This is a genomic window from Pseudonocardia aurantiaca (assembly GCF_039526725.1).
Classification (GTDB): domain Bacteria; phylum Actinomycetota; class Actinomycetes; order Mycobacteriales; family Pseudonocardiaceae; genus Pseudonocardia; species Pseudonocardia aurantiaca.
Genome location: NZ_BAAAJG010000005.1, coordinates 77,693 through 100,852 on the forward strand (window position 1 = coordinate 77,693; position 23,160 = coordinate 100,852).

The 23,160-nt window shown below is 72.1% G+C and carries 21 protein-coding genes; 13 read left to right on the plus strand and 8 right to left on the minus strand.

The genetic code is table 11. The annotated features are described in order from the left end of the window. Nucleotides 1-562 precede the first annotated feature (562 nt). The gene (locus ABD143_RS08930; RefSeq protein ID WP_343974085.1) at nucleotides 563-1,396 is read left to right on the plus strand and encodes a nitroreductase/quinone reductase family protein; all 834 of its coding nucleotides are present in this window, start codon (nucleotides 563-565) and stop codon (nucleotides 1,394-1,396) included. A gap of 3 nt (nucleotides 1,397-1,399) precedes the next feature. On the opposite strand, the gene ABD143_RS08935 is transcribed toward ABD143_RS08930, so the two are convergent. Then, nucleotides 1,400-2,599 carry a cytochrome P450 family protein gene (locus ABD143_RS08935; RefSeq protein ID WP_343974088.1) on the minus strand — a complete coding sequence of 400 codons (1,200 nt, stop codon included), beginning with the start codon at nucleotides 2,597-2,599 and terminating at the stop codon, nucleotides 1,400-1,402. Nucleotides 2,600-2,684: 85 nt separating this feature from the next. On the opposite strand from ABD143_RS08935, the gene ABD143_RS08940 reads away from it, so the two are divergent. Next, complete coding sequence (locus tag ABD143_RS08940) at nucleotides 2,685-3,809, plus strand: TetR family transcriptional regulator (RefSeq protein WP_343974091.1); 1,125 nt, start codon at nucleotides 2,685-2,687, stop codon at nucleotides 3,807-3,809. Here the strand turns inward: ABD143_RS08940 and ABD143_RS08945 are convergent. Then, nucleotides 3,754-5,061 (minus strand): MFS transporter, encoded by a 1,308-nt coding sequence (locus tag ABD143_RS08945; RefSeq protein ID WP_343974094.1) that lies wholly within the window; start codon nucleotides 5,059-5,061, stop codon nucleotides 3,754-3,756. The two genes, ABD143_RS08940 and ABD143_RS08945, sit on opposite strands and share 56 nt — an antisense overlap. Before the next feature lie 47 nt (nucleotides 5,062-5,108). On the opposite strand from ABD143_RS08945, the gene ABD143_RS08950 reads away from it, so the two are divergent. Beyond that, nucleotides 5,109-5,618, plus strand: coding sequence for a helix-turn-helix domain-containing protein (locus tag ABD143_RS08950; protein WP_343974097.1), 510 nt, complete (start codon nucleotides 5,109-5,111; stop codon nucleotides 5,616-5,618). Nucleotides 5,619-5,631: 13 nt separating this feature from the next. Here the strand turns inward: ABD143_RS08950 and ABD143_RS08955 are convergent, their stop codons facing one another. Next, nucleotides 5,632-6,189: a DUF3455 domain-containing protein gene (locus tag ABD143_RS08955; protein WP_343974100.1), complete on the minus strand. Its 558-nt coding sequence runs from the start codon at nucleotides 6,187-6,189 to the stop codon at nucleotides 5,632-5,634. 271 nt (nucleotides 6,190-6,460) lie between these two features. Between ABD143_RS08955 and ABD143_RS08960 the strand changes: the two genes are divergently transcribed. Further along, nucleotides 6,461-7,963, plus strand: a complete 1,503-nt coding sequence (locus ABD143_RS08960; protein ID WP_343974103.1) for a hypothetical protein — start codon at nucleotides 6,461-6,463, stop codon at nucleotides 7,961-7,963. 104 nt (nucleotides 7,964-8,067) lie between these two features. Here the strand turns inward: ABD143_RS08960 and pdxR are convergent, their stop codons facing one another. Then, complete coding sequence (pdxR, locus tag ABD143_RS08965) at nucleotides 8,068-9,558, minus strand: MocR-like pyridoxine biosynthesis transcription factor PdxR (RefSeq protein ID WP_343974106.1); 1,491 nt, start codon at nucleotides 9,556-9,558, stop codon at nucleotides 8,068-8,070. Between the two features lie 29 nt (nucleotides 9,559-9,587). Here pdxR and ABD143_RS08970 point away from each other — a divergent pair, with 29 nt between their 5' ends. Both ABD143_RS08970 and ABD143_RS08975 read left to right on the plus strand, forming a co-directional pair. Next, nucleotides 9,588-10,415: a methyltransferase domain-containing protein gene (locus ABD143_RS08970; protein ID WP_343974109.1), complete on the plus strand. Its 828-nt coding sequence runs from the start codon at nucleotides 9,588-9,590 to the stop codon at nucleotides 10,413-10,415. Nucleotides 10,416-11,034: 619 nt separating this feature from the next. After that, nucleotides 11,035-11,964 carry a GAF domain-containing protein gene (locus tag ABD143_RS08975; RefSeq protein WP_343974112.1) on the plus strand — a complete coding sequence of 310 codons (930 nt, stop codon included), beginning with the start codon at nucleotides 11,035-11,037 and terminating at the stop codon, nucleotides 11,962-11,964. An 8-nt stretch (nucleotides 11,965-11,972) separates the two neighbouring features. On the opposite strand, the gene ABD143_RS08980 is transcribed toward ABD143_RS08975, so the two are convergent. Genes ABD143_RS08980 through ABD143_RS08990 form a run of 3 tightly spaced genes read right to left on the minus strand, consistent with a single transcriptional unit; the run spans nucleotide 11,973 to nucleotide 13,871 of the window. Then, nucleotides 11,973-12,218 (minus strand): hypothetical protein, encoded by a 246-nt coding sequence (locus ABD143_RS08980; protein WP_343974115.1) that lies wholly within the window; start codon nucleotides 12,216-12,218, stop codon nucleotides 11,973-11,975. Between the two features lie 49 nt (nucleotides 12,219-12,267). After that, on the minus strand, nucleotides 12,268-12,924 hold the full coding sequence (locus ABD143_RS08985; RefSeq protein ID WP_343974118.1) for a PIG-L deacetylase family protein: 657 nt from the start codon (nucleotides 12,922-12,924) through the stop codon (nucleotides 12,268-12,270). Then, complete coding sequence (locus ABD143_RS08990; protein WP_343974121.1) at nucleotides 12,921-13,871, minus strand: methionyl-tRNA formyltransferase; 951 nt, start codon at nucleotides 13,869-13,871, stop codon at nucleotides 12,921-12,923. Before ABD143_RS08990 ends, ABD143_RS08985 begins: the two co-directional genes overlap by 4 nt. 261 nt (nucleotides 13,872-14,132) lie before the next feature. Between ABD143_RS08990 and ABD143_RS08995 the strand changes: the two genes are divergently transcribed. From ABD143_RS08995 to ABD143_RS09025, 7 genes are read left to right on the plus strand one after another with little or no spacing between them, the layout of a single operon-like run. Beyond that, on the plus strand, nucleotides 14,133-15,869 hold the full coding sequence (locus tag ABD143_RS08995; protein ID WP_343974124.1) for a polysaccharide biosynthesis protein: 1,737 nt from the start codon (nucleotides 14,133-14,135) through the stop codon (nucleotides 15,867-15,869). After that, a complete protein-coding gene (locus ABD143_RS09000; protein WP_343974127.1) occupies nucleotides 15,866-17,092 on the plus strand; it encodes a DegT/DnrJ/EryC1/StrS family aminotransferase in 1,227 nt (408 codons plus the stop codon). Before ABD143_RS08995 ends, ABD143_RS09000 begins: the two co-directional genes overlap by 4 nt. 44 nt (nucleotides 17,093-17,136) lie before the next feature. Next, nucleotides 17,137-17,724: a sugar transferase gene (locus ABD143_RS09005; RefSeq protein WP_343974129.1), complete on the plus strand. Its 588-nt coding sequence runs from the start codon at nucleotides 17,137-17,139 to the stop codon at nucleotides 17,722-17,724. Nucleotides 17,725-17,764: 40 nt separating this feature from the next. Further along, nucleotides 17,765-18,355 (plus strand): acyltransferase, encoded by a 591-nt coding sequence (locus tag ABD143_RS09010; protein WP_343974131.1) that lies wholly within the window; start codon nucleotides 17,765-17,767, stop codon nucleotides 18,353-18,355. Then, nucleotides 18,345-19,472, plus strand: coding sequence for a DegT/DnrJ/EryC1/StrS family aminotransferase (locus ABD143_RS09015; protein ID WP_343974134.1), 1,128 nt, complete (start codon nucleotides 18,345-18,347; stop codon nucleotides 19,470-19,472). The genes ABD143_RS09010 and ABD143_RS09015 overlap by 11 nt, the downstream gene beginning before the upstream one ends. Next, nucleotides 19,469-20,470: a Gfo/Idh/MocA family protein gene (locus ABD143_RS09020; RefSeq protein WP_343974137.1), complete on the plus strand. Its 1,002-nt coding sequence runs from the start codon at nucleotides 19,469-19,471 to the stop codon at nucleotides 20,468-20,470. The genes ABD143_RS09015 and ABD143_RS09020 overlap by 4 nt, the downstream gene beginning before the upstream one ends. Further along, nucleotides 20,467-21,825, plus strand: coding sequence for a nucleotide sugar dehydrogenase (locus ABD143_RS09025; protein ID WP_343974140.1), 1,359 nt, complete (start codon nucleotides 20,467-20,469; stop codon nucleotides 21,823-21,825). The genes ABD143_RS09020 and ABD143_RS09025 overlap by 4 nt, the downstream gene beginning before the upstream one ends. Before the next feature lie 153 nt (nucleotides 21,826-21,978). On the opposite strand, the gene ABD143_RS09030 is transcribed toward ABD143_RS09025, so the two are convergent. Further along, on the minus strand, nucleotides 21,979-23,121 hold the full coding sequence (locus ABD143_RS09030) for a choice-of-anchor Q domain-containing protein (protein ID WP_343974143.1): 1,143 nt from the start codon (nucleotides 23,119-23,121) through the stop codon (nucleotides 21,979-21,981). Nucleotides 23,122-23,160: the final 39 nt, after the last annotated feature.

Sequence of the window (23,160 nt, forward strand, 5' to 3'; positions counted from 1 at the left end):
GCCAGGCTCGCCGCGATCTGCTGACGCCGGGCGGGCGGGCAGCCGATCGAGTCCAGCGCAGCGCCGAAAGGGCCCAACTCGCACACCCGAATCCAGCGACTCGCGCGCACTTTTCCAGCGACTCGCAGGTGCCTGCGCGAGTCGCTGGATTGATGTGCGCGAGTCGCTGAATTCGGGTGCGTGAGTTGCGCTCGGCGAGAAGCGGCAGGTTGTATTGCGGAGGTGCTTCCCGTCGTGCCGGCGCGGCCGCCCCGCGATCACCCGTCGGGCGGCGTTCGCCGGTCAGCACCCTCCCTGCCAGGGGGAGATGTTGCCCTGACGCCTTTCACGCTCTAGAGTCCGACCCGTGACTGCCGGGTCGGCCATGGGCCACGAGCGAGTCGGGTACCCGGCCAGGGCGTGAGCGCCCGGCGGGCCCGCGGCCCGCCCCTTTCCTTGTCTCCGCGCATCCCTGCGCGTTGCTCCCCACCGTTCTCATGCATTACCCCATTTTCTGCTGCGGTCGCGACCCGCGGCCATTTCGTGCTGCCCGCGACCCGCCTGACTCAGAAGAAGGAAGCGTATGCCCAACGATTTCAACCAGCAGGTCATCGACGAGTTCCGCGCCAACGGCGGGCAGGTCGGAGGCTTCTTCGAGGGAGCCCGGCTGCTCCTGCTGACCACCACCGGAGCCCGCTCGGGCTCCCGGCACACTGTTCCGCTCGGGTACCTCCCCGACGGCGGTGCGCGCGTCCTCGTCATCGGCTCGGCCGGCGGCGCCGCCAAACACCCGGACTGGTTCCACAACGTCGTCGCCGACCCGCGTGTCCACGTGGAGGACGGCGCCTTCTCCCACGACGCGACCGCCGTCGTGATGGAGGGCGCCGAGCGCGACGCGGCCTTCGCCCGCGCCGCCGAGGCCGACCCCGGATGGGCCGACTACCAGGCGCGGACCACCCGCGTGATCCCCGTGGTCGCGATCGCGCCGCTGCCCGGCCCACCCGGGTTCCCGCCCGGCACGTCGGGCGGGGCGGCCCTCAAGCTGGTGCACGACGCGTTCCGCCGTGAGCTCGCGCTGATCCGCAAGGAGATCGCCGAGTCGGGCGCCGGGCTGGGCGCCCAGCTCCGCGTGAACTGCTTGACCGTCTGCGCCGGGCTGCACAACCACCACGCCGGCGAGGACATCGCGATGTTCCCGCATCTCGCGCACCGCTACCCGGAGCTCGGCGGGACGGTCGAGCGGCTGCGCGCCGAGCACGAGACGATCGCCGCGCTCGTCGAGGATCTCCGGGCGGTCATCGCGGACGGCGCGGACCCGCTGCTCGTGCGATCCGAAGTCGACCGGCTCACCGACGAGCTGGAACGCCACCTGGCGTACGAGGAGGAGCAGCTGATTCCCGTCCTCGACGCACTCTGATCCTCAGAGGGTGACGGGGAGCGCGGCCAGCCGCCAGGTGCCGCCGTCGGGAGCGCGCTGCAGGTCCTCGGGTGCGACGCCGAGCGCGAGGCCGGGGTAGCGGCGCAGCAGCGCGGTGATCGCGACCTCGGTCTCCACCCGCGCCAGCGACGCGCCGAGGCAGAAGTGCGGCCCGTGGGAGAAGCCGAGGTGCGCCGCCTGGCCGCCGGGCCGCGTGATGTCGAGGCGGTCCGCCTCCGGGAACGCCCGCGGGTCGCGGTTGGCCGAGACGAGCGCGGCGGCGACCGGCTCACCCTTGCGCACGAGCACCCCGTCGATCTCGACGTCCTCGAGCGCGTAGCGCGGGGTCGCCAGGAGCTGCGGGCCACACCAGCGCAGCAGCTCCTCGACGGCCCGCGGCGCGAGCGTCGGGTCGGCACGGAGCGCGGCGAGCTGGTCGGGGTGGGTGAGCAGGGCCTCGACGCCGTTGGCGATGAGGTTGGTCGGCGTCTGCCCAGCGAGCACCAGGTGGAACGCGAGTGTCACCAGCTCGGAGTCGCTCAGCCGGTCGCCGTCCTCGGCCTGGACGCGCAGGAGGTCGGAGAGGAGGTCGTCGGCGGGCTCGGCGCGGCGGCGCGCGACGGCTGCCTTGGCGTCCTCGATGATCGCCGGGACGGCCGCGACGAAGGCCGGGCCCATCCCGCCGACGACCGCGGCGCCGTACTCGCGCCAGCTCGGGCGGGCCTGCTCGGGGATGCCGACCAGCTCGCAGATCACGTCGATCGGCAGCGGCCGCGCGAAATGCGCCAGCAGGTCGACCGTGCCATCTTCCGCGTGCTCGGGAAGGGCGTCGAGCAGAGCGTCGACGATCGGCTCGATCCGCGGCCGGAACTCCGCGGCCCGGCGCGGGGTGAACGCCGGTGACACGAGCCTGCGCAGGCGGGCGTGCTCGGGCCCGTCCATCTCGGACATCGTGCGCATGTAGGCCAGGCAGTGCTCCGGGATGCCGGGCGGGCGCATGAAACTCCCGGAGTTCAGCTCGAACCGCGGGTCGGCGAGCATCGCCCGGGCATCCTCGTGGCGGGTGACCAGCCACAACGCGCCGAAGCCCGGGATCGGCATCTGGGCGAGCGCCGATTGTTCCCGCGCCCGGTCATAGGTGCCGACCGGGTCGTGCAGGACGGCCGGGTCGGCCGGGTTGATCTCAGGCACCGCAGTGGTCACCAGTCCTCCAATTTCAGATGGTCACATCATCTGGATGGGGAAGGTATCTTGAGCGCCTCGGAAGGGCAACTCTGCGAGGAGAACGGTGGCGAGGCTCAGCAGGGCGGAGACGCAGGAGCGCAACCGGGAGAAGGTGCTGGCCGCGGCGAGGGCGGAGTTCACCGAACGCGGCTTCCGCGAGGCCAAGATCGACGAGATCGCCGAGCGCGCCGACCTCACCCGCGGTGCCGTCTACTCCAACTTCCCGGGCAAGCGCGCGCTGTACTTCGCGGTGCTGGCCGCCGCCGCGGAGCGTGCCCCCGCGCCGCCGCCCGCCGATCCCAGGCGCAGCCCGCGGGAGGCGCTCGGCGCGTTCGCCCGCGCCTGGGTGGCGGACCTCCCGCTCGCCACCGACGAGCGCGGCAGCCCGTCGCGGCTCGCCGCGGACCTCATCCCCGAGGTGCTCGCCGACGAACGCACTCGACGCCCGTTCGCGCAGCTCCTGCAGCTCGACGCGATCCTGCTCGGGGTCGCGCTCGAGCAGCTGCGCCCGGCCCGCTCGCCCGGTGCCCGCCTGGTGCGCGTGGCCGAGGCTGCGCTCACGACCCTCCACGGGGCGAGCCGGCTCGCCGCGGCCGCGCCCGGCTTCGGCGAGCCGTTCCACGTCGTGCGGGTGTGCGAGGAGCTCGCCGGCCTCGACCTGGCCGACGGCTGGACGGGCCCGCCAATCGTCCCGGAGGCCCGCGCGGCCGACGAGCCGTGGGCGCCGCCGACCGCCGTCGACGCGCTGCGCGGCGAACCGGCGCCGCTCGCGTCGGACGGCGTGGTCACCGTGCTGGGGCTGCACCGGCTCTCCGCCGCCGAGGACGCGCTGCGCGCCGCGCCGCCGGGCGTCGAGGTGACCGCGGTGCTCGTCAGCCCCGACCCGGGTGAGCTCGGCCCGCTGGCCCGGCTTGCCGTCGCCGAGTTCCGCGGCCTCCTGCGCCACGCGATCCCGCCGTCGGCGTGGCCGCGGCTGCGGATCGTCCACGACGAGTCCGGCGCGGTCGCGGCGGCGGCCGGCGTGACGGACCTAGGGGACATGACGGAGACGGCGGTGCGGGTGGAGCAAGGAAGGATCGTGAGAAGGGCGGACGGCTTCGGCGCGGGCGATGCAGTAGCAGGGTGGGCGGAGCTCAGGCGTGCTGGTCGAGGCCGCGGGGCAGATCGCGCATCCGGACGAGCGGGCTGAGCAGCACCGGCAGCACCGCGAGCGCCTGCCCGGCCACCCCTACCCAGAGCGCGGTGAGCACGCCGAACCGGCTGCCGATGACCCCGCCGAGGAACGCGCCGACCGGCATCGTGCCCCACACCACGAACCGGACGGAGGCGTTCATCCGGCCGAGCAGCGGCCTGGGGCACAGCCGCTGGCGGAAGGACACCTGGGCCACGTTGTAGACCACCACTCCCACGCCGGTAATGGCCATCGACGTCGCGATCATCGTGACCGCCGCCTGCCCGGGGTGCCCCTCGGCCAGCGGGACGAGGACGTACATCGGAAGGGCCGGCAACAGGGCCAACGCGATCGTCCGGCCTTCGCCGACGCGCTTGAGCAGCGGCTCGGCGAGCAGCGCGCCGGCCAGCCCGCCGACCGCACCGACGCTCAGCGCGAGCCCCAGCCCGGTCTCGCCGATGCCGAGGTCGCGGATCGCGTACAGCACGAGCATCGAGTTGGTGACGCTCCCGGCGAGGTTCCCCAGCGCGGTCGTCGCGACGATCCGGCGCAGCAGGGGCTCGCGGAACACGAACGCCAGCCCCTCGCCGATCTCGCTGTGCAGGCGCCTGCCGCTGCGGCGGATGGGGCCCTCCCGGTGCCGGATGCGCAGCAGGAACAGCACCGACGCGAAGTAGGACAGGGCGTCGAGCAGTACGACGAGGGGTGCCCCGAGCGCCCTGACCAGCACGCCGCCCAGTCCCGGACCGGCGATCTGCGCGACCGACTGCGACACCTGCAGCTTGGCGTTGCCCTCACTGATGCGCTCGGACGGCACCAGCGACGGCAGGTAGCTCTGGTAGGCGACGTCGAAGAACACCGTCGCGACGCCGACGACCGCCGCCACCACGAGCACGAGCGGGAACGTCAGCGTTTCGAGCAGCCACGCGGCCGGCAGCGTGAGCAGGGCCAGGCCGCGCACGAGATCGGCCACCACCAGGACTTCGCGCTTGCGCATGCGGTCGACCCACGCGCCCGCCGGCAGGCCGATGACCAGGAAGGCGAGCGTCTCGAACGTCGCCAGGAGCCCCATCTCGAACTCGTCGGCGCCGAGCACGGACACCGCGAGCAGGGGCAGGACGATGAGGCCGACCTGCGTGCCGAACTGGCTGAACGTGTCGCCCACCCACAGCCGGCGGAAGTTCAGCCCGTCCGGATGGCCGGCGAGGCTGGTGCGGTACCAGCGGACGAGAGGGGCGGTCGGCACCGGCGTCACACGAGTGATGGTCACCCGACTGATTGGGAAAAGTCAATCGGTCGACTACTAGCGTTGTGCAGGTGGAGCCGACCCACCTGCCGCGACGCCCGGCGACGGACGCCGAGGCGAAGGCGCTCGCGTCGTCGCTGCGGGTGCGCATCCTGCGGATGTGCCTGGACGAACCGATGACGAACGCCCAGATCGCCGAGCGGCTCGGCCGTCCGCCCGCGAGCGTGCTGCACCACGTCCGGACGCTCACGGCCACCGGATTCCTCGAGGCGCTCCCCGCCGAGGAGGGCCCCCGCGGCTCGCGCCCGGTGCCCTACCGGGCCACCCGCAAGTCGTGGCGCCTGGACACGCGGGGGTCCGCCCGTCCCATGATCGAGGCGTTTCTGGAGACCACATCGGACCTACCCGACGAGGACCTCCGCCTCTCGCGCCTCGGCCTGCGCCTCGACGAGGCCGGCTACGCCGAGCTGACGCGGCGCCTCGACGAGGTGCTGCAGGACTTTGCCGACCGCCCCCCGGACCCCGGCGGCCGGCCGTGGTCGGTGTTCCTGGCCGTACACCCGGACACCGACCGAGACTGACCCGGACATTGAATCAATTCTGCGGCGGTGGCACCGGTGCGTAGAATTGGTATATCGCGGTGTATCCGACGACCGTCTGGGAGCCGTCAGTACACGTCCCGGTCGGCGGGAGGCCGCCCTGGGTGTCCAGCCGTTGGATGAAATCCACCTTGGCGAACAGCCCGTCGCCCTGATTCGCGCTGCCTTTCAGGAGCAACTCGGGTACCGCGTCCTGAACTGGCACCGTGGCGACCGGCGTGCCGGTGACGGAGCTACCGTCGTTCACCGAGATCCACTGTGGACCAAGCGTGTGCAGCACTTCCTGCGAATCGGACGCGAGCAGCGCGGCCGGTCCCTTGAGGGTCCACGCGCCCGCCGTGCACGTGTAGATTTGGGATCCGCGTTGGACATGGAGCGTGACAACCATCTGCTGGCCGGCGGGAACATTGAGCTGCGGCGGGATTGGCATGCTGACCGAGGGCGCAGCCTGGGCTTGGCCTGGCGGAATGGAAGCCGCGTTCGCGCACGCGGTCACGGAGGCAATGAGGCCCGCCACGACCCACGCGAGAGTGATGACCTTGGGAAGGTTCATAGGTTGATTCCCGTGCTGGTAGGGGAAAATGGGCGACTCGGGCCGCTGTGTTCCGAAGACCTCGTCGAGCGTTGCGGTAGACGGCCCGCGTGTCGTTACCGCTAGCCCGAATCGGCGCTGCCTGCCAGCGGGAGTCCTCGCATACCTGCTAGCTGCTTTCGGCCTGAAACACGCCGTGACCTCGGGCTTACGGATGGTGGAGTAGTGGCCGCAGGGCTGAACGGGCGCCCCTGGCAGGGGCGTCCGGAGGTAGCCGCATACGGTGCCTGGCGTGAGCTCATGCTCGGGGGGAAGTCGTGAGGTCGGTGTCGGGGTCGCCATGGTGGCGGCGGTGTTGTTACTGGTCACGGGCTGTGCACAGACCGTGACCGGCGCCGCGGGTCCCGTCGCCGGGGCGAAGCAGACGGCCGCCGCACTGCCGCTCGACGCCGACGAGCAGGCTCTTGCGGCCGTCTTCGCGACGGTCCGCACCTGGGATCTCTGCGCGGTGCACGACGTCCAGGCAGCCGCGAGCGTCACCGGGTACACCCCCGACGAGCTGCTGCCCTCCATCGGCCTCGACACCTGCCGGCTGCGGTTGAAGCAGCCCGACGGCGTCAGCGAGTGGGAGCTGACGTTCAGCATCGCAACCGTGCAGCCAGTCGACGGCGCCGCTCCGATCGCGCTCGGGGCCACCCAGCTGCAGCAGACGGGCTACAGCAGCGAGGCGACCTGCAGCTACAGCTACCCCATCGGGCCGGACGGCGACCGGCCGTGGGGCATCGAGGTGACCTCCTACAACGTCTCGGCCAACCGGCCGCCGTGCGACGTCGCCCGCGACTACGTCAACGCCGTGGGCCAGCGCCTCGTGTCGCCGCCGCTCCGCACCCAGGGCCGGACGAGCCCGGCGCCGGCGCTGGGCGGCACCGACCCGTGCGCGCTGGCTGCGGAGCTGGTGCCGGTGCTCGCGGACGGGGCGCCCGTCGATCTCGCCGAGTCCCGCGCAAACCTGTCCGGGCCGTACGGGTGCAGCATCGGGGTCCGGATCGGCGAGGGCGCCGCCGACCTCACGGACGTGTGGGCGGCCGTGGAGCTCAGTGTCGCCTCCGAGCCGCTGAAGGGTGCCGTCGTCGCCGGGCGGCCGGCCGCGCACATGTCGCTCGGCAGCGACTGCATCCTGACGTTCCAGTCCAGCGACTTCACCGTGCAGGGCAACCCGGGCTTCCAGCCAACGTACGAGACGGCAAAGATCACCGCGTCTTGCGACCAGGTCCAGCGGGTGGCCGAGGCCGCGGCGCAGGCGCTGGGCACACCGGCCGCGCCGATCACCCCGGTGGGCGGTGCGCTCGCGCTCGGCGACCTCGACCCCCCGCCCTCACCGGAGCAGGTGGGCGCCCCGTTCGACCCGTGCACGATCGTGGGCTGGGACGGCTACCCGCAAGAGCTGCGACCCACCCAGCCCAAGATCGCCGCGGCGATGCCGGTCACCCCTCAGAGCGGCTACTCCGTCGGCTGCTCGTTCAACACCGGGCCGATGTTCTCCAGCCTGGTGTGGGGGACCCCGCAGGGCGCCTTCTCCGCCGACCCCGCCGCACGTCCCGGCGCGGCGGCCGCGCAGTTCAGCGGCAAGCCGGGGGTGGAGCAGCGCGGAACGCTGGAGCGCGGCGAGCCGCTCTGCTACAGCGCCGTGCAGCTCGCCACCGGCATCGCCGCGATGTCGACCGTGCTTCCCAGCGGCGACCCGTGCGCCGTCAATCGTCCGATCCTGGAACAGGTCGCGGCCCGCGTCCCCTGACGCGCCCGGCCCGACCACGTCGAACCTGATGGATCCACTCCCGTGAACGTGCGCGCCGCCGTGGTCCTGGTCGCAGCGGTCGCGTTCGGCAGCGGCGGTAGCCGCTAGTCCGACTGGCGATCTTCGAGCAGCTCGCCGAGCACACGGACGCCGTCCGTGATCTCGCTTGCGGTGCGCGCCGCGTACCCGAGCACGAGGCCGGGGCGGCCCCGGAGCTGACCGTGCCAGGAGAGCGGATGGACCTTCACGCCATGGGCGAGCGCGGCCGCGGCCAGCTCCACATCGTCGACGTCGCCGGCGAAGGTGATCATCAAGTGCAGGCCGGCCGCCGCTCCGTGGACGGTGGCACGGGGAAGGTGCGTGCCGATCGCGCCGATCATGGCGTCGCGCCGATCGCGGTGGCGCCGGCGCAGCAGTCGCAGATGCCGTTCGAGATCGCCCGACTCCATCAACCTGGCCAGGACGAGCTGCGCGAGCACCGCGTTGCCGAGGTCGGTGTTGCGCTTCGCGGCCACGAAGGCCTCCCGGTACCGCGGCGGCGCGAGGAGCCAGCCCACCCGCAGCGCCGGGGCCAGCAGCTTGGAGACGCTCCCGGCGTAACAGACCTGCTCGCCGAGCATCGAGCGCAGCGCGGGCACCGGCGGGCGGTCGAAGCGGTGCTCGGCGTCGTAGTCGTCCTCGACGACCAGGCCGCCCTCGTCGGCCCATTGTCGCAGCTCGCGGCGCCGCTCACCGTCGAGCACCACACCCGTGGGAAACTGGTGGGCCGGGGTGAGCACCACGACCGCGGCGCCGCTCGCCCGCAGCGCGTCGACCCGGAGCCCACCCTCGTCCACGGGCACCGGCGGGGTCCACACGCCCCAGCTCTGCAACTGGTGCCGGACGCCGAGCGAACCCGGGTCCTCCACCGCCACCTCCGTGATCCCGCCCCGGCCGAGCACGTGCGCGAGCAGCGCGAGCGCCTGCGCGAACCCGGCGACGACGAGCACGTGGTCCGGGTCCGCCCGCACGCCGCGGCTCCGCGCGAGCCAGCGGGTCACTTCGAGCCGCAGCGCGGGAGTTCCGCGCGGGTCGCCGTAGCCGAAGTCGGCGGGGGCGAGCTCACCCACCACCGCCCGTTCGGCGCGCAGCCACGCCGCCCGCGGGAACGCGGTGAGGTCGGGCACGCCGGGGCTGAGGTCGATCCGGGCGGGAGCCGCGCGCATCCGCTCCAAGACCTCGGGGCCCGGCTCATCGCCGAACACCGCAGCCGCCCCCGGCGCCGCTCCGCCCGGTCGCGACGCGGGCGGGAGTGGCAGGGGCGCGGCGACGACCACGGTGCCGCCCCGGCCGCGGCCCACGACGTGCCCGTCCTCGGTCAGGCGCTGGTAGGCCTCCGTGACGACGCCCCGCGAGACGCGCAGCTCGCTCGCCAGCACGCGCGAGGCCGGCAGCCTGCCGCCCACGGGCAGCCGCCCGTCCGCGATCGCGAGCCGGAGCTGCCCCGCCAGCCAGTCGGCGAGCCCGCCGGCTGGGGCGTCGGCGACGTTCAGCTGGAGGAAGTCCGAGCCCGGCGTTATGGCCCGGTGATCAGCGTCCACTTTGGCCCTACCCATCGGGCCATACTCGCACCAGGGTTGCCGTCATGGACACCGCGACGACAACCCGCTACGTGCACGGGTACTCCGCCCGCGAGGCCGGCAGGCTGGGTGACCAGGCCGACACGCTCGCCGCGCTGCTGCACACCGGCACCGCCTACCCGGCGGGGAGCCGGGTGCTCGAGGTGGGCTGCGGGGTCGGCGCGCAGACCGTGCACCTGGTGCGGGCGAGCCCCGGCGTGCACCTCACCGCCGTCGACGTCTCGGCCGCGTCGCTCGCCGAGGCCCGCGCGCGGGTCACCGGCGCCGCGCCGGGCGCGGACGTGGTGTGGCGCGCGGCCGACCTCTTCGACCTCCCGTTTCCCGACGCCTCGTTCGACCACCTCTTCGTGTGCTTCGTGCTGGAGCACCTGGCCGACCCCCACCGCGCCCTGACCGGGCTGCGCCGCGTGCTGCGGCCCGGCGGGACGATCACTGTGATCGAGGGTGACCACGGCTCGGCGTTCTTCCACCCGGCCAGCATCTTCGCCACTGCGGCCGTCGACTGCCTGGTCCAGCTGCAAGCCGACGCCGGCGGTGACGGGCTGCTCGGCCGCCGGCTCCAGCCGCTGCTCGCCGGCGCCGGATACGGCGAGGTGCGGGTCGAGCCCCGCCCGGTCTACGTGGACGCCACCCGGCCCGCGCTGGTGGAGGGCTTCACGCTCCAGACGTTCACCGCGATGGTCGAGTCCGTCCGGGAGGACGCCCTGCTGGCCGGTCTCATAACCGAGCAGGCGTGGGACCGGGGCGTGACCGACCTGCGCCGAACCGCGGAGGACGGCGGGACCTTCCATTACACGTTCTTCAAGGCCACCGCCGTGCTCCCGGCGGGCTGAACGCGCGGGCCCGGAAGAAGGCACACAAGCAGGCGAAATGTTAGTTGCCTCAAAGGTGAATTGTCACTTGGGGTGCGCGACTGTCACGTTCCGTATCCGAGGATGATCTACCGCATCGGACGCGCCGGCGTCGCCGCGAGCCTCCGACGTGCAGCGGCGCTTCTTCGGCCGGTGCACGACGCCAGCCCACCGCCATACGGCGGACTCATCCGGAGTCTCTGTTGTCACCCAGCAATCCCGGCGCCCTCGCCTGCCGGCTCGCCCGCAGCGTCTGGCCTCGGCTCGCAGGCGGCTACGGCCTGGACCGGCTGGTCACCCACGCCGGGCTCGTCGCGCCCCCCCGAACCCGGCAGGCGACGGCACCGGGCGGGTTACGACGCCTGGATGACGGGGCAATTGCTGATCACCCTGGTGCGGCGGGCGAGCCTCACGTGGGAGCAGCTCGTGACGGCTGGCCGGGTGCCCTAGGAGCGCCCCTCCTACCGTCGCCGGACGCGTAACGCCGGGCGCCACCTTGGCGACGCAGAGTTGGGCCCCGGCTCGCTCCCCGTCCCGCCGGGCCCGAGGAGTTCGCCATGCCCTGTGCCGCTGCCCGCCCGCGCCCGCTGTCGGGGCGCCGATGACGGTGGTCGACCAGTCGCTCGTCCCGCTCACGCTGCACGTGGGCCGCACCAGCGCTCGAGACCTGGATCTCACCGCCCTGCTGAGCCGGATCTGCACCGCGCTCCCCGACGCCACCGGCGCGGCAGGGGCCGTCGTGCTCGTCATGGAGCCGTCCGACCGGGAGCCGACGCTGGTCGCGTCCGGCGCCGAGGCCGGACGGATCGGTGAGGTCCAGCGCCATGGCGGGGCGGGACCGCTGCCGGCCGTCACCCGGTCCGGGCGCCCGCTGCGCACGCCCGACCTCACCCGTGTCGGCCCGCCCGCGCTGGCGGCGGCTGCGGCGGAGACCGGCCTCACCAGCTCACTCGTGCTGCCACTCATCGCGGGCGACGAGCGGTACGGTGCGCTCCAACTCCTGGGCACCGCGGCACGTCCCGTCGACCCGTCGCAGGCGGACGCCGTGCGGGCGCTGCTCGCCGCGCTCGTCGCGCGCCTGGTCGATGTGCGGGCCCTGCGGCAGGCCGCAGGGCCCGCGGAACCGCGGATGCCGGTGCCGAAGCCGGTCCCAGGCCCGAAGCCGGTACCAATGCCGGCGCCAGCGCCGGTGCCGACGCTACGGCCGATGCCAGTCCCGGTGCCGGTGCAGCGGGCCGCACCGCCCCCGCCGCTCACGCAGGTCGACCCCGGAGACGTCGCGACGATGGTCATTCCCGCGGCCGTCCCCGCTGCGGTAGCCGACGCCGAGGCCACGCACGTCGTCGCGGTGCCCGCTCAGCGGCGCGCGGCCGGGGCCCGGCACCGCAGGGCCGACGAACCCGACGACACGCCCCGTGGCCCGAACGGCGAGCCCGCCCGGCGCCCCGACCCGGCACTCGTCAACCGTCGGCACGCCGCGCCCGCCGACGCGCCCGAAAGCCGGTCCGGCCTACGGCGCCGTCGGCGCTGAGCGGGGCCCTAGCTCACCGACGGCAGGAGCTGCTCGGTGTCGTGGCAGTGGTGGGTGCAGGCGCTGAGCGGGCCGCGGTGCTCCAGCGTCCACACCCCGGCCCGCCACACGAGGTGCTCGTGCCAGCAGAGGCGGCAGGACGTTTCGGTGATGGGCTTGCCCAGTGTCCCCTCGGCCAGTTCCGGCTGCGCCGGCGCGCCGTCGTGGGCGAGTTCCTGGCCGTGGGTGACCTTCTGGTCGCTGGTCCGGTTCATCGACTCTGCCCTCCTCACTGGGCCCCATCATGACAACCCCGGCCGGGTCTTACCAGCGGTCGCGCATCACCGCGAACGGCTCGGCGGCGGTGAGACCCGACACCGATCCCCAGTACCGCGCCCGGTCGGCCAGCGCGTCGAGCGAGCGGGGGTGCGGCGCGGGACGCACCTCGCTTCGGTACCGGCCGAACGCGTCGATCTTGGCGTCGAGCACGTCCGCGACGTCGACGAAGAGGTTGGGCACGAACGGGGCCTGCCCGGGAGGTCCCCACTCGGTGGAGGAGGGCGTCTCGAAGCACCGCACCGCGCGCACGCCGGGCGCCGCGTACGGGCGGGTGGCGACCACTGTCGCCTCACAGAGGATCCGGTGGTCGCGGTTGATGTCACCCCAGTGGTGCACGTACACCACCTCGGCGCCGGCCGCGGCGATCTCCCGCTCCACCACCTCGACAACTGTGGGTAGTGCCAGCGTGTCGAGCGCCTGATCGGGCAGCTCGCCGAGGACGAGGCGCACCGACAGCAGCTCGCCGACCTCCCGCGCCGCGTCGAGCAGCTCCGCGGTCTCCTCGGAGCCGTAGCGCAGGTTCGTGCCGGTGCAGGCGATCAGGACGCTCACGTCGTCGCCCGCCTTGGCGTGCCGCAGCACGGTGCCGCCGGGTCCGAGCACTTCGTCGTCCGGGTGCGCGGCCACCACCAGGACGTTCACGACGGACGCCCCGAGAGCACGGCGCCGTCCAGCCCAGCTAGGGCCTTTCCGGGCTGCTCCTCCTCGTCCTCCCACTGGAGGCGGTCCAGCCGCAGCAGCCCGTTGCCGGTGGCGACGTGGACCTGCTCGTCGTCCCCGACGAACACCCTGCCCGGCACGGCGCCGGTGACGGGGTCGGGCGCGGCCTCCGCGGCCCGCCACACGGAGAGCCGCCGGCCATTGTGGAACGTGAAGGCGCCCGGGTACGGGTGGGTCAGCGCCCTGACCCAGTTGAACAGGCTGCGTGTGTCGCGGCTCCAGTCGATCAGCCCGTCCTCGGGGCGCCTGCGCGGCATGACGGTCGCCTGCCCCTCGTCCTGCGCGGCGCGCGGGGCGGTGCCTGCCTTCAGCCGGGGCAGGTGCTCGAGCAGCATGTCCACTGCGGAGTCCGCGACCTTCCGATAGAGCGAGGCGCAGTCGTCCTCGTCGAGAATGGCGATCCGGCGCTGGTCGATCACGTCGCCGGTATCGACGCCCTCGTCGAGGAAGAACATGGTGTTACCCGTCTCGCGCTCACCGTTGATCAGCGCCCAGTTCACCGGCGCCCGTCCGCGGTAGTGGGGGAGCAGGCTCGCGTGGAACCCAACGGCGCCGAGCGGTGGCATCCGCAGGAGCTCGGTTCCGAGCAGCCGGGTCCACCCGACGACCAGAATGAGATCGGGCTGCAGTTCACCTATTCGGGCGACGTTTTCCGGAGTGTTCAGATTCCGGACGGTGATCAACGGGACTCCGTGGGCGGCGGCCAGGTCGTCGAACGGAACCCAGCCCGACGTGACACTCGCGAGTGCAGCATCGAGCGTAACGAAGCCCGCGAACTGCTCCCCCTGCTTGAGCAGGGCTTCTAGGCAGCGGCGGCCCTCCTCGACGGCGCCGACGAACAAGATCCGGGGCAAGGAAGTGGTGGTCACGGTTCGTGAGGATGCCAGATGCCAGATCAAAGATCTTTGCGTGAATTCGGTGTAACGGAACTATGGGACCTATCGACAGTCCCAGCACAAGGTCGCCTGGGGGGCCGCACAAGCCTGACCTTTTCTGATCATTCTTCCATGCCGGAGGAGGATTGCATGGCGTTGGCAGGTGCGCGGAGATCGTCATCCTGGGTACTACGAAGGATCGGTCTGTGCGCCTTCGACATCAGTGCATGGTCATTTGCGCTCTACGGTGCCACAGTGCTGCGGTACGAACTTGATCTACAGCAGATCGCCGACGCGAATCTCGGACTGATCACGTTTCTCGCGGTCGCGGGTGTCCCGCTCGTGGGTGCCGCGTTCCAGGTCTACTGGGGACGGGACTCCATCGGCACCGTCGAGGACGCGATCAACGTCAGCATCGCGACGGGCGTGGTGGGAGGGGTGCTCTTCGGCGTCAACATCCTGAGCAGCAGCCCGCTCGTCCCGCGGTCGGTGCCCCTGATCGCCACGCTCATCGCGCTCCTGATCGCCGTCGGCGCCCGGGTGGCCGTGCGCCTCTACCGCGAGCGCAACGCCCGGCCGGACCGCCACTCGTCCCAGCGCGTGATCATCTTCGGCGCCGGCGTCGACGGCCGGCAACTGGTGCGATCGATGCTGTCCGATCAGGACAGTGGTTACCTCCCGGTCGCACTGCTGGACGACGCGCCCGACCTGCGCAACCGTCGCGTCGCGGGGGTGTCGGTGCGCGGCACCCACTCCGACCTCGCCGAGATCGCCGCCGCCACCCGGGCCGACCTGCTGGTCGTCGCCCGCCGCGAGGCCGACGCGGGCATCGTTCGGACCCTCGCCAGGGCGGCCACCGAGTCCGGCCTCGGGGTGAAGGTGCTGCCGCCGCTGGCCGAGTTGCTGCGCCCGTGGGTGGGCCACGCCGACCTGCGCGACCTCGACATCACCGACCTGCTGGGCAGGCGCCCCGTCGACATCGACCTCGCCGCGATCGCCGGCTACCTGACCGGCAGGCGGGTGCTGGTGACGGGCGCGGGTGGATCGATCGGCTCCGAGCTGTGCCGGCAGATCCACCGCTTCGAGCCCGCCGAGCTGCTGATGCTCGACCGTGACGAGTCCGCATTGCACGGCACCCAGCTGTCGATCCACGGCACCGCGCTGCTCGACTCGCCCGACCTCATCCTCGCCGACATCCGCGACGCCGAGACCATCAACGCGATCTTCAAGGAGCGCAGGCCGCACGTGGTGTTCCACGCGGCCGCGCTCAAGCACCTCCCTCTGCTCGAGCAGTACCCAGAGGAGGCGTGGAAGTCCAATGTGGTCGGGACCCGCACGGTCCTGGAGGCGGCGCGCCTGGCCGACGTCGAGCGCTTCGTCAACATCAGCACGGACAAGGCGGCGAACCCGATCAGCGTCCTGGGCCGGTCCAAACGGATCGGGGAGCGGCTGGTGGCGCACGTCGCCGCCGAGGCCGAGGGCACTCTGCTGTCGGTCCGGTTCGGCAACGTCCTAGGCAGCCGGGGGTCGGTGCTCACCACGTTCGCCGAGCAGATCGCGGCGGGGATCCCGATCACGGTGACCCACCCCGACGTCACCCGGTTCTTCATGACGATCCCCGAGGCCGTGCAGCTGGTGATCTACGCGGCGGCGATCGGCAGGCCCGGAGAGGCGCTGGTGCTCGACATGGGAGCGCCGGTCCGCATCGCCGATGTGGCCCACCAGCTGATGGACATCGCCGGACGCAACGTCGAGGTCGTCTACACCGGACTGCGCGACGGCGAGAAGCTACATGAGGAGCTGTTCGGCGTGGGCGAACTGGACGATCGCCCGATCCACCCTTCGATCTCTCACGTCACCGTGCCCGCTATCGACCCGTCCTATGCCGATGAATGCGCGCTCCGTCTCGGGGCGGGCGACGCGATGGTCGTGCTGACCGGCGGCGTCGCGGGCCGGTTGGACGGCTCGGACCGGCGGTGGCAGCCGGTATGAGCGAGCTTGCGCGCGAATCATCGACACGGCCGTTCGTCCGCCGCGGCAGCTTCCTGCCCTTCGCCCTGCCGACCATCGACGAGGAGGACGTGGACGAGGTCGTCGACGTCCTCCGCTCGGGCTGGCTGACCTCCGGGCCGCAGATCCAGAAGTTCGAGCGGGAGTTCAGCACCGAGGTCGGGGCGACGGCCGCGCTCGCGCTGAGTTCCGGGACCGCGGCCATGCACGTCGCGCTGAGCGCGCTGGACGTGCCGGCGGGCAAGGCGGTCATCACGACCCCGATGACGTTCTGCTCCACGGCTCACGTGATCGAGCAGATCGGCTGCCGCCCGCTCTTCGTGGACGTCGAGCCGGACACGCTGAACCTCGAGCCGGCGGGCGTGCGGCGCGCGCTCGACGAATACGGGGACGAGGTCGCGGCGATCCTCCCGGTGCACTACGCGGGGCACCCCGTCGAGCTCGACCAGTTCCTCGAGATGGGCCGATCGCACAGGATCCCGGTGGTCGAGGACGCTGCGCACGCCTTCGGGGCGGCCTTCCGCGACGTCGCGATCGGGGAGGTCTCCGGTCAGGATCAGCGCGCGGTGTGCTTCTCGCTCTACGCCACGAAGAACATCACCAGCGGCGAGGGCGGGGTGCTGACCGGCTCGGAAGCGCTGGTGCAGACGTCGCGGCTGTGGAGCCTGCACGGGATGAGCCGCGACTCCTGGCAGCGCTACGGCCCGCGCGGCTCGTGGGACTACGAGGTCCTCATGCCGGGCTTCAAATACAACATGTCCGACATCCAGGCGGCGCTCGCGGCCACGCAGCTGCGCCGCTGGCGGTCGTTCCAGCGCACGCGCACGGCGATCGCGGCGCGCTACACGGCGCTCCTCGCCGACATCGACGAGGTGGAGACGCCGATCCGCCGGCCGCACGTGACGCACGCGTGGCACCTCTACCCGCTGCGGCTGCACCTGCCGGCCCTGACCATCGACCGCGCCGAGTTCGTGGAGCAGCTCCGGCTGCGCAACATCGGCACGAGCGTGCATTTCATCCCGCTGCACACCCAGCCCTACTACCGCGACCGCTACGGCTTCGAGCGCGACGACTTCCCGGTGGCCGCCGCCGAGTTCGACCGGATGTTCTCGCTCCCGATCTACCCGCGCATGAGCCCCGGCGACGTCGACGACGTCGTCGCCGCGGTGCGCGACGTCGTGGCGGCGAACCGGCGGCGGTCGTGACGGCCGGGCGGCACCGGACGCGCAGCCACCCCGTCGGGTCGGCCGTGAAGCGCCTGATCGACCTCGCGCTCTGCGTGCTGTCGCTGCCGGTGACGGTCCCGATCGGCGTGGTCGTCGCGGCCCTCGTGAAGGCCACGAGCCGGGGTCCGGTGCTCTACCGCGCCCGCCGCGTCGGCAGGTACGGCCGACCGATCGAGGTCCTCAAGTTCCGCACGATGCGGGTGGACTGCACCGGTCCGAGCGTTACCCGATCGGGCGATCACCGGATCACCCCCGCCGGGCGATTCCTGCGGGCGACAAAAATGGACGAACTGCCACAAATCGTCAACGTGCTCCGCGGCGACATGAGCATCGTCGGGCCCCGGCCGGAGGACCCGAAGTACGTCGCTTCGTACACGCCGGAGCAGCGCCAGGTGCTGTCGGTGCGGCCCGGGATCACGAGCCTCGCGTTTCTCCGGTTCGGTCACGAACAGGAGTGGATCGAACGCGCTCGGCCACCGGACGCGGAGTCGTTCTACATCACCGAGATCCTCCCCGAAAAGCTGGCGATCGAGCTGCGCTACGTCCGCGAGTGGTCCGTTCGGGGGGACCTCCAGATACTCGCGCGCACGCTGACCGTCCTCCTCTCCTAGTCCCGTTCGACCTAGTACGGAAGTGACAGGTGCTCGATTCATGACGACAACCATCTGCGCGTCCGCCGATGTGGCGCGGTCCGCGCGCATCGGCCCGCGCTCCCGGATCTGGCACCTCGCCCAGATCGGGGACGGCGCGGTGCTCGGCGGGGACTGCGTGGTCGGGCGGGGCGCCTACATCGGACCCGGCGTCCACGTGGGAGACAAGGTCAAGATCCAGAACTACGCGCTCGTGTACGCACCGGCCCGGCTCGAAGCGGGCGTCTTCATCGGACCGGCCGTCGTCTTCACCAACGACCTCCACCCGCGTGCGGTGGACGTCGACGGCGAGCTCAAGACGGGCCGGGACTGGTCGCCGGTCGGCGTCCTCGTCCGGGCGGGCGCGTCGGTGGGGGCGCGCGCGGTCTGCGTGGCGCCGGTGACCGTCGGGCGCTGGGCGATGGTCGGCGCCGGCGCCGTGGTCATCCGCGACGTGCCCGACTTCGCGCTGGTCGTGGGCTCGCCCGCGCGGCAGATCGGCTGGGTGGGGCGCGCCGGGGAGCGCCTGGAGAAGGACGGCGACTCCGTCTGGCGCTGCGCGCGGACGGGCGAGCGGTTCATGGAAGAGGAAGGCCAGTTGCATGAGATCTGAACCGGGGGAGCCGACCGCGGAGATCGTGCCCGCCACCGGCGTCCTCATCGGACCGGAGGAGCGGGCCGCGGTCGACCGGGTGCTGGCATCGGGAATGCTCGCGCAGGGCCCGGAGGTCGCCGCCTTCGAGGCCGAGTTCGCCGCCACGGTCGACGGTAGGCCGTGTGCGGCGGTCAACTCCGGCACCAGCGCGTTGCTGCTCGGGCTGCTGGCGGCCGGGATCGGGCAGGGCGACGAGGTGATCGTGCCGTCGTTCAGCTTCGCCGCCACGGCCAACGCCGTTGCGCTCGCCGGGGCGACCCCGGTGTTCGCCGACGTCGACCCGCAGTACCTGTGCCTGGACCCCGACGCGGTGCTGGCCGCGATCGGGCCGCGCACCGCGGCGATCATGCCCGTGCACCTCTACGGGCATCCGGCGGCGATGGACCGCCTCGGCGAGATCGCGCGGCGGCACGGCCTCGCGCTGGTGGAGGACGCCGCGCAGGCCCACCTCGCTGACCTCGCCGGCCGGCCCGTCGGCACGTTCGGCGAGATCGCTGCCTTCAGCTTCTACCCCACAAAGAACATGACCTGCGGTGAGGGCGGGATCGTGGTCTGCGCCGACGAGGCGGTGGCGCGACGGGTGCGCCTGCTGCGCAACCAGGGCATGGAGCGTCGCTACGCCAACGAGATCGTCGGCTACAACGCCCGGATGACCGACCTGCACGCCGCGATCGGGCGGGTGCAGCTGCGGCGCCTTCCCGGGTGGACGGAGCAGCGCCGCGTCAACGCCGCGTTCCTCACCGCGGGGCTCGGCGAGGTCGCGGAGCGGGCCGGGCTCGTGCTGCCTGCCGTGGCACCCGAGGCGGGCCCCGTCTGGCACCAGTACACGGTGCGCGCCCCAGAGCGCGACCGGGTCGTCGCCGCGATGGCCGGCGTCGGCGTCCAGACCGGCGTCTACTACCCGACCCCGATCCACCGGCTCCCCGCCTACGGCCTGGACCTCGACCTGCCCGTGACGGCGGCCGCGTCCCGCGAGGTCGTGTCCCTTCCGGTCCATCCCGCGCTGACGCCTGCACAGCGGGAACGGGTCGTGACTGCACTGACGCAGGCCATTGAGGAGGCGGTGGCGGCATGACCGGCAGACGAACGCTCAGAGCCGGCCTGATCGGGCTCGGCGCGATGGGGCGCAACCACGCCCGTGTCCTGCAGTCGCTGCCGGACGTCGAGCTGGTCGCGGCCGTCGACCCGCGAGACCCCCCGCAGCACCCGGCGATGCGCGTGGAGGTTCTGAACACGACCCGGGAGCTCATCGACTGCGGCGTCGACCTCTGCGTCGTCGCCACGCCGACGAGCACACACGAGGCGATCGGCCTGGAGCTCGCCGAGGCGGGCATCGCGGCGCTGATCGAGAAGCCGCTGGCGCACGACAGCAAGGCGGCGCAGACGATCGCGGAGGCGTTCATGCGCAACGGCGTGATCGGCTGCGTCGGGCACATCGAGCGGTACAACCCGGCCCTGCAGGACATGCGCCGCCGGCTCGCGCTCGGTGAGCTCGGCACCGTCTACCAGGTGATCACCCGCCGCCAGGGTCCCTTCCCCGCCCGCATCGCCGACGCGGGCGTCGTGCTCGACCTCGCGACCCACGACATCGACCTGACCGCGTGGGTGACCCAGTCGGCCTACCGGTCGGTGTCGGCGCGGGTGGCGCACAAGAGCGGCCGCGCCCACGAGGACCTTGTGAGCGCCGTCGGGACGCTGGAGAACGGGATCGTCGTGACCCACCTCGTCAACTGGCTCTCCCCGCTCAAGGAGCGGGTCACCACCGTGACGGGTGAGCTCGGATGCTTCGTTGCCGACACGATCACGGCGGACCTGACCTTCTACAAGAACGGCACCCAGGTCGCGCAGTGGGATCGGGTGGCCTCCTTCCGGGGCGTGACAGAGGGCGACATGATCCGCTACGCCATCCCGAAGCCGGAACCGCTCATGACCGAGCTGTCGAACTTCGTCGCCGCCGTGCGGGGCGAGGAGGAGTCGAGCCTCGTCACCCTGGAAGACGGGCTTGCGACGGTGCGCGTCGCCGAGGCCCTCCGCGAGTCAGCAACGACCGGCAGGACGGTGGAGGCCGCATGAAGATCACGGTCGTCGGGCTGGGGAAGATCGGCCTCCCGCTCGCCGTGCAGTTCGCCGGGATGGGTCACCGCGTCGTGGGCGCGGACATCGACCGGCAGGTCGTCGCTGCGGTGCGGGAAGCCCGCCCTCCGTTTCCCGGCGAGGCGCACCTGGACGAGCGGCTGGGGGAGGTGCTCGCCGCCGGCGCGCTGGAGGCCACGACGGACACCACTGCCGCCGTCGCCGCGAGCGACGCGGTCGTCGTCGTCGTGCCGCTCTACGTCGACTCGTTCGGCTCGCCGGAGTTCTCGGCGATCGACGCGGCCACGGAGGCGGTGGGGCGCGGCCTGCGCCCCGGCACGCTCGTCACGTACGAGACCACGCTGCCTGTCGGCACCACCCGCACACGCCTCGCGCCGATGCTCGCGGAGCTCAGCGGCCTCCGCGCGGGGGAGGAGTTCTTCCTCGCCTTCAGCCCGGAGCGGGTCTCGTCCGGGCGCGTGTTCGCCGACCTCGCGCGCTACCCCAAGCTGATCGGCGGCCTGGACGAGGCGAGCACCCGGCAGGCCGTCGAGTTCTACGGGGCCGTGCTGCGCTTCGACGAGCGCCCGGACCTCAGCGAGCCGAACGGCGTGTGGGACCTCGGCTCTGCGGAGGCCGCGGAGCTGGCCAAGCTCGCGGAGACCACCTACCGCGACGTCAACATCGGCCTGGCCAACCAGTTCGCGCTGCACGCCGATCGCATCGGCGTCGACTTCGCCCGCGTGGCGGAGGCGTGCAACTCTCAGCCGTTCAGCCACCTCCACCGGCCCGGGATCGCCGTGGGCGGCCATTGCATCCCGGTGTACCCGTGGCTCTACCTCGGTGGTGATCCCGGCGCGACGATCGTGACCGCCGCCCGCGAGGCCAACCGCGTGATGCCGGAGCGGTGTGTGGACCGGCTCGCCGACGCGTACGGCGACCTGACCGGAGCCGTGGTCGTCGTGCTGGGCGCCTGTTACCGCGGCGGGGTGAAGGAGACGGCCTACTCGGGCGTCTTCGCCACCGTCAGCGCGCTGCGCAGGCGCGGGGCGGTGCCGCTCGTGCACGACCCGCTGTACAGCGCAGACGAGCTTCTCGAACTGCGCCTCGATCCGTACCTGCCCATGACCCGAGTGGACGCGGCCATCGTACAGGCCGACCACGCCGAGTACGCGGAGTTGTCCACATCGGATCTCCCGAGTGTGCAGGTGGTGCTGGATGGTCGTGACGTGCTCGACCCGGAGCGATGGGAGGGTGTGGCCCTGATCCGGCTGGGGCGCGGGGGAGCGGCCCATCCGACCGCCAAGGCGGCGACGGACATCGGGGTGAGCTTCCAAGGGGCCGCCCGACTGTGATCGCCGAGAGGGGACATGACCTGCAATTTGCAGCTCATGTCCTCCGGACGGCGATCCTCGGCGGAGTAGCGCAGGCGCCGGTCAGCGTTGCAGGGCGGCGACCGGCGGTCCTCCGGTTGCCGGCCCCGGAGCGCACATGCGCGCCTGGTGTTGTCACTGCTCGTAGACCCCGATGTCCACCGCGGCGCCACGCGGCCGGGGGATGCCGACGATGTCGAGGCCGAACGCGCCCTCGCTGGTGCCTGCGTCGATCATCGGGCTGTCCGGGAGGAGGCGGTAGTCGCCGGTGCCGTCGGGCCGGAAGTCGACGAACTCGGGGGAGGCGTCGATGGTGCCGCTCTCCACGCCGGTCTGCAGGTCCATCCCCCCGACCGCGTTGGCGAACACATTGTTGTTGATGTAGTGGTTGTCGGACCCGGTGGCGCCGCTCTCCCTGATGCCGTACTCGCCGTTGTTCACGGCGATGTTGTTGGAGACCACGAAGCCGTCGGCGTCGACGCTCCCGTCGTTCGGACTGTCGCCCTGCCCGATGAGGATCCCGCCCTCGCGGTTGTCGAAGACCAGGTTGTTAGAAATGGCCAGGTGGTTGCAGTTGTGCCAGCAGTGGATCCCGAACCCGGTATTGCCGTAGGCGATGTTGTTGGCCACGGTGCCGCCCGGGTGGCTGACGTAGATGCCGTGGTCGAGCGCCGAGCGCCCGCACCCGTGCACGACGTTCGCGATCACGTCGATGTCGTGCAAGGTGTACCCCGTGCGCGACGTCGAGATGCAGTTCCCCTCGAACGCCGAGACGCGGTTGCCGATGATGCGCACGAACGACCCCTCGCTGATCAGACCGTCGACGGCATCGCCGGTGATCGCGAAGCCCACGATGTCGACGTGGTCGCCCCGGTTGCGCCACACCGCGGCCTCACCCGTGCCGACCACCTCGGCTGCGCCCACGGGGTCGGACTGGTAGGTGATCCGGGCGTCCTCGGTGCCGGAGGCCCTGGTGCTGAACGAGCCCACGTACCGGCCCCCCGCCACCCGCACGAGCGTGCCGGGACGCGCGAGCTCGGCCGCATGGGCGATCGTCCGCAACGGTGCGTCCTGGGTGCCCGCGGCGGCGTCGTCGCCGGTGGGCGAGACGTACAGCGTGGGGCGCGGGGCCGCATCCGGGCCCGTGGGCTCGGGCAGCATCGGCGTGATGGGACCGGGTAGCGGCCGTGGTTCGCGGCTGCTGGTGGAGCACGCCACGGCGACAGCGGCCACGAGCAGGCAGACGATCAGCGCGAGCAGGGCGCCACGGCCACGCATCGGTCTCCTCTTGATCTAAATTGAACTAAATTGATTTAA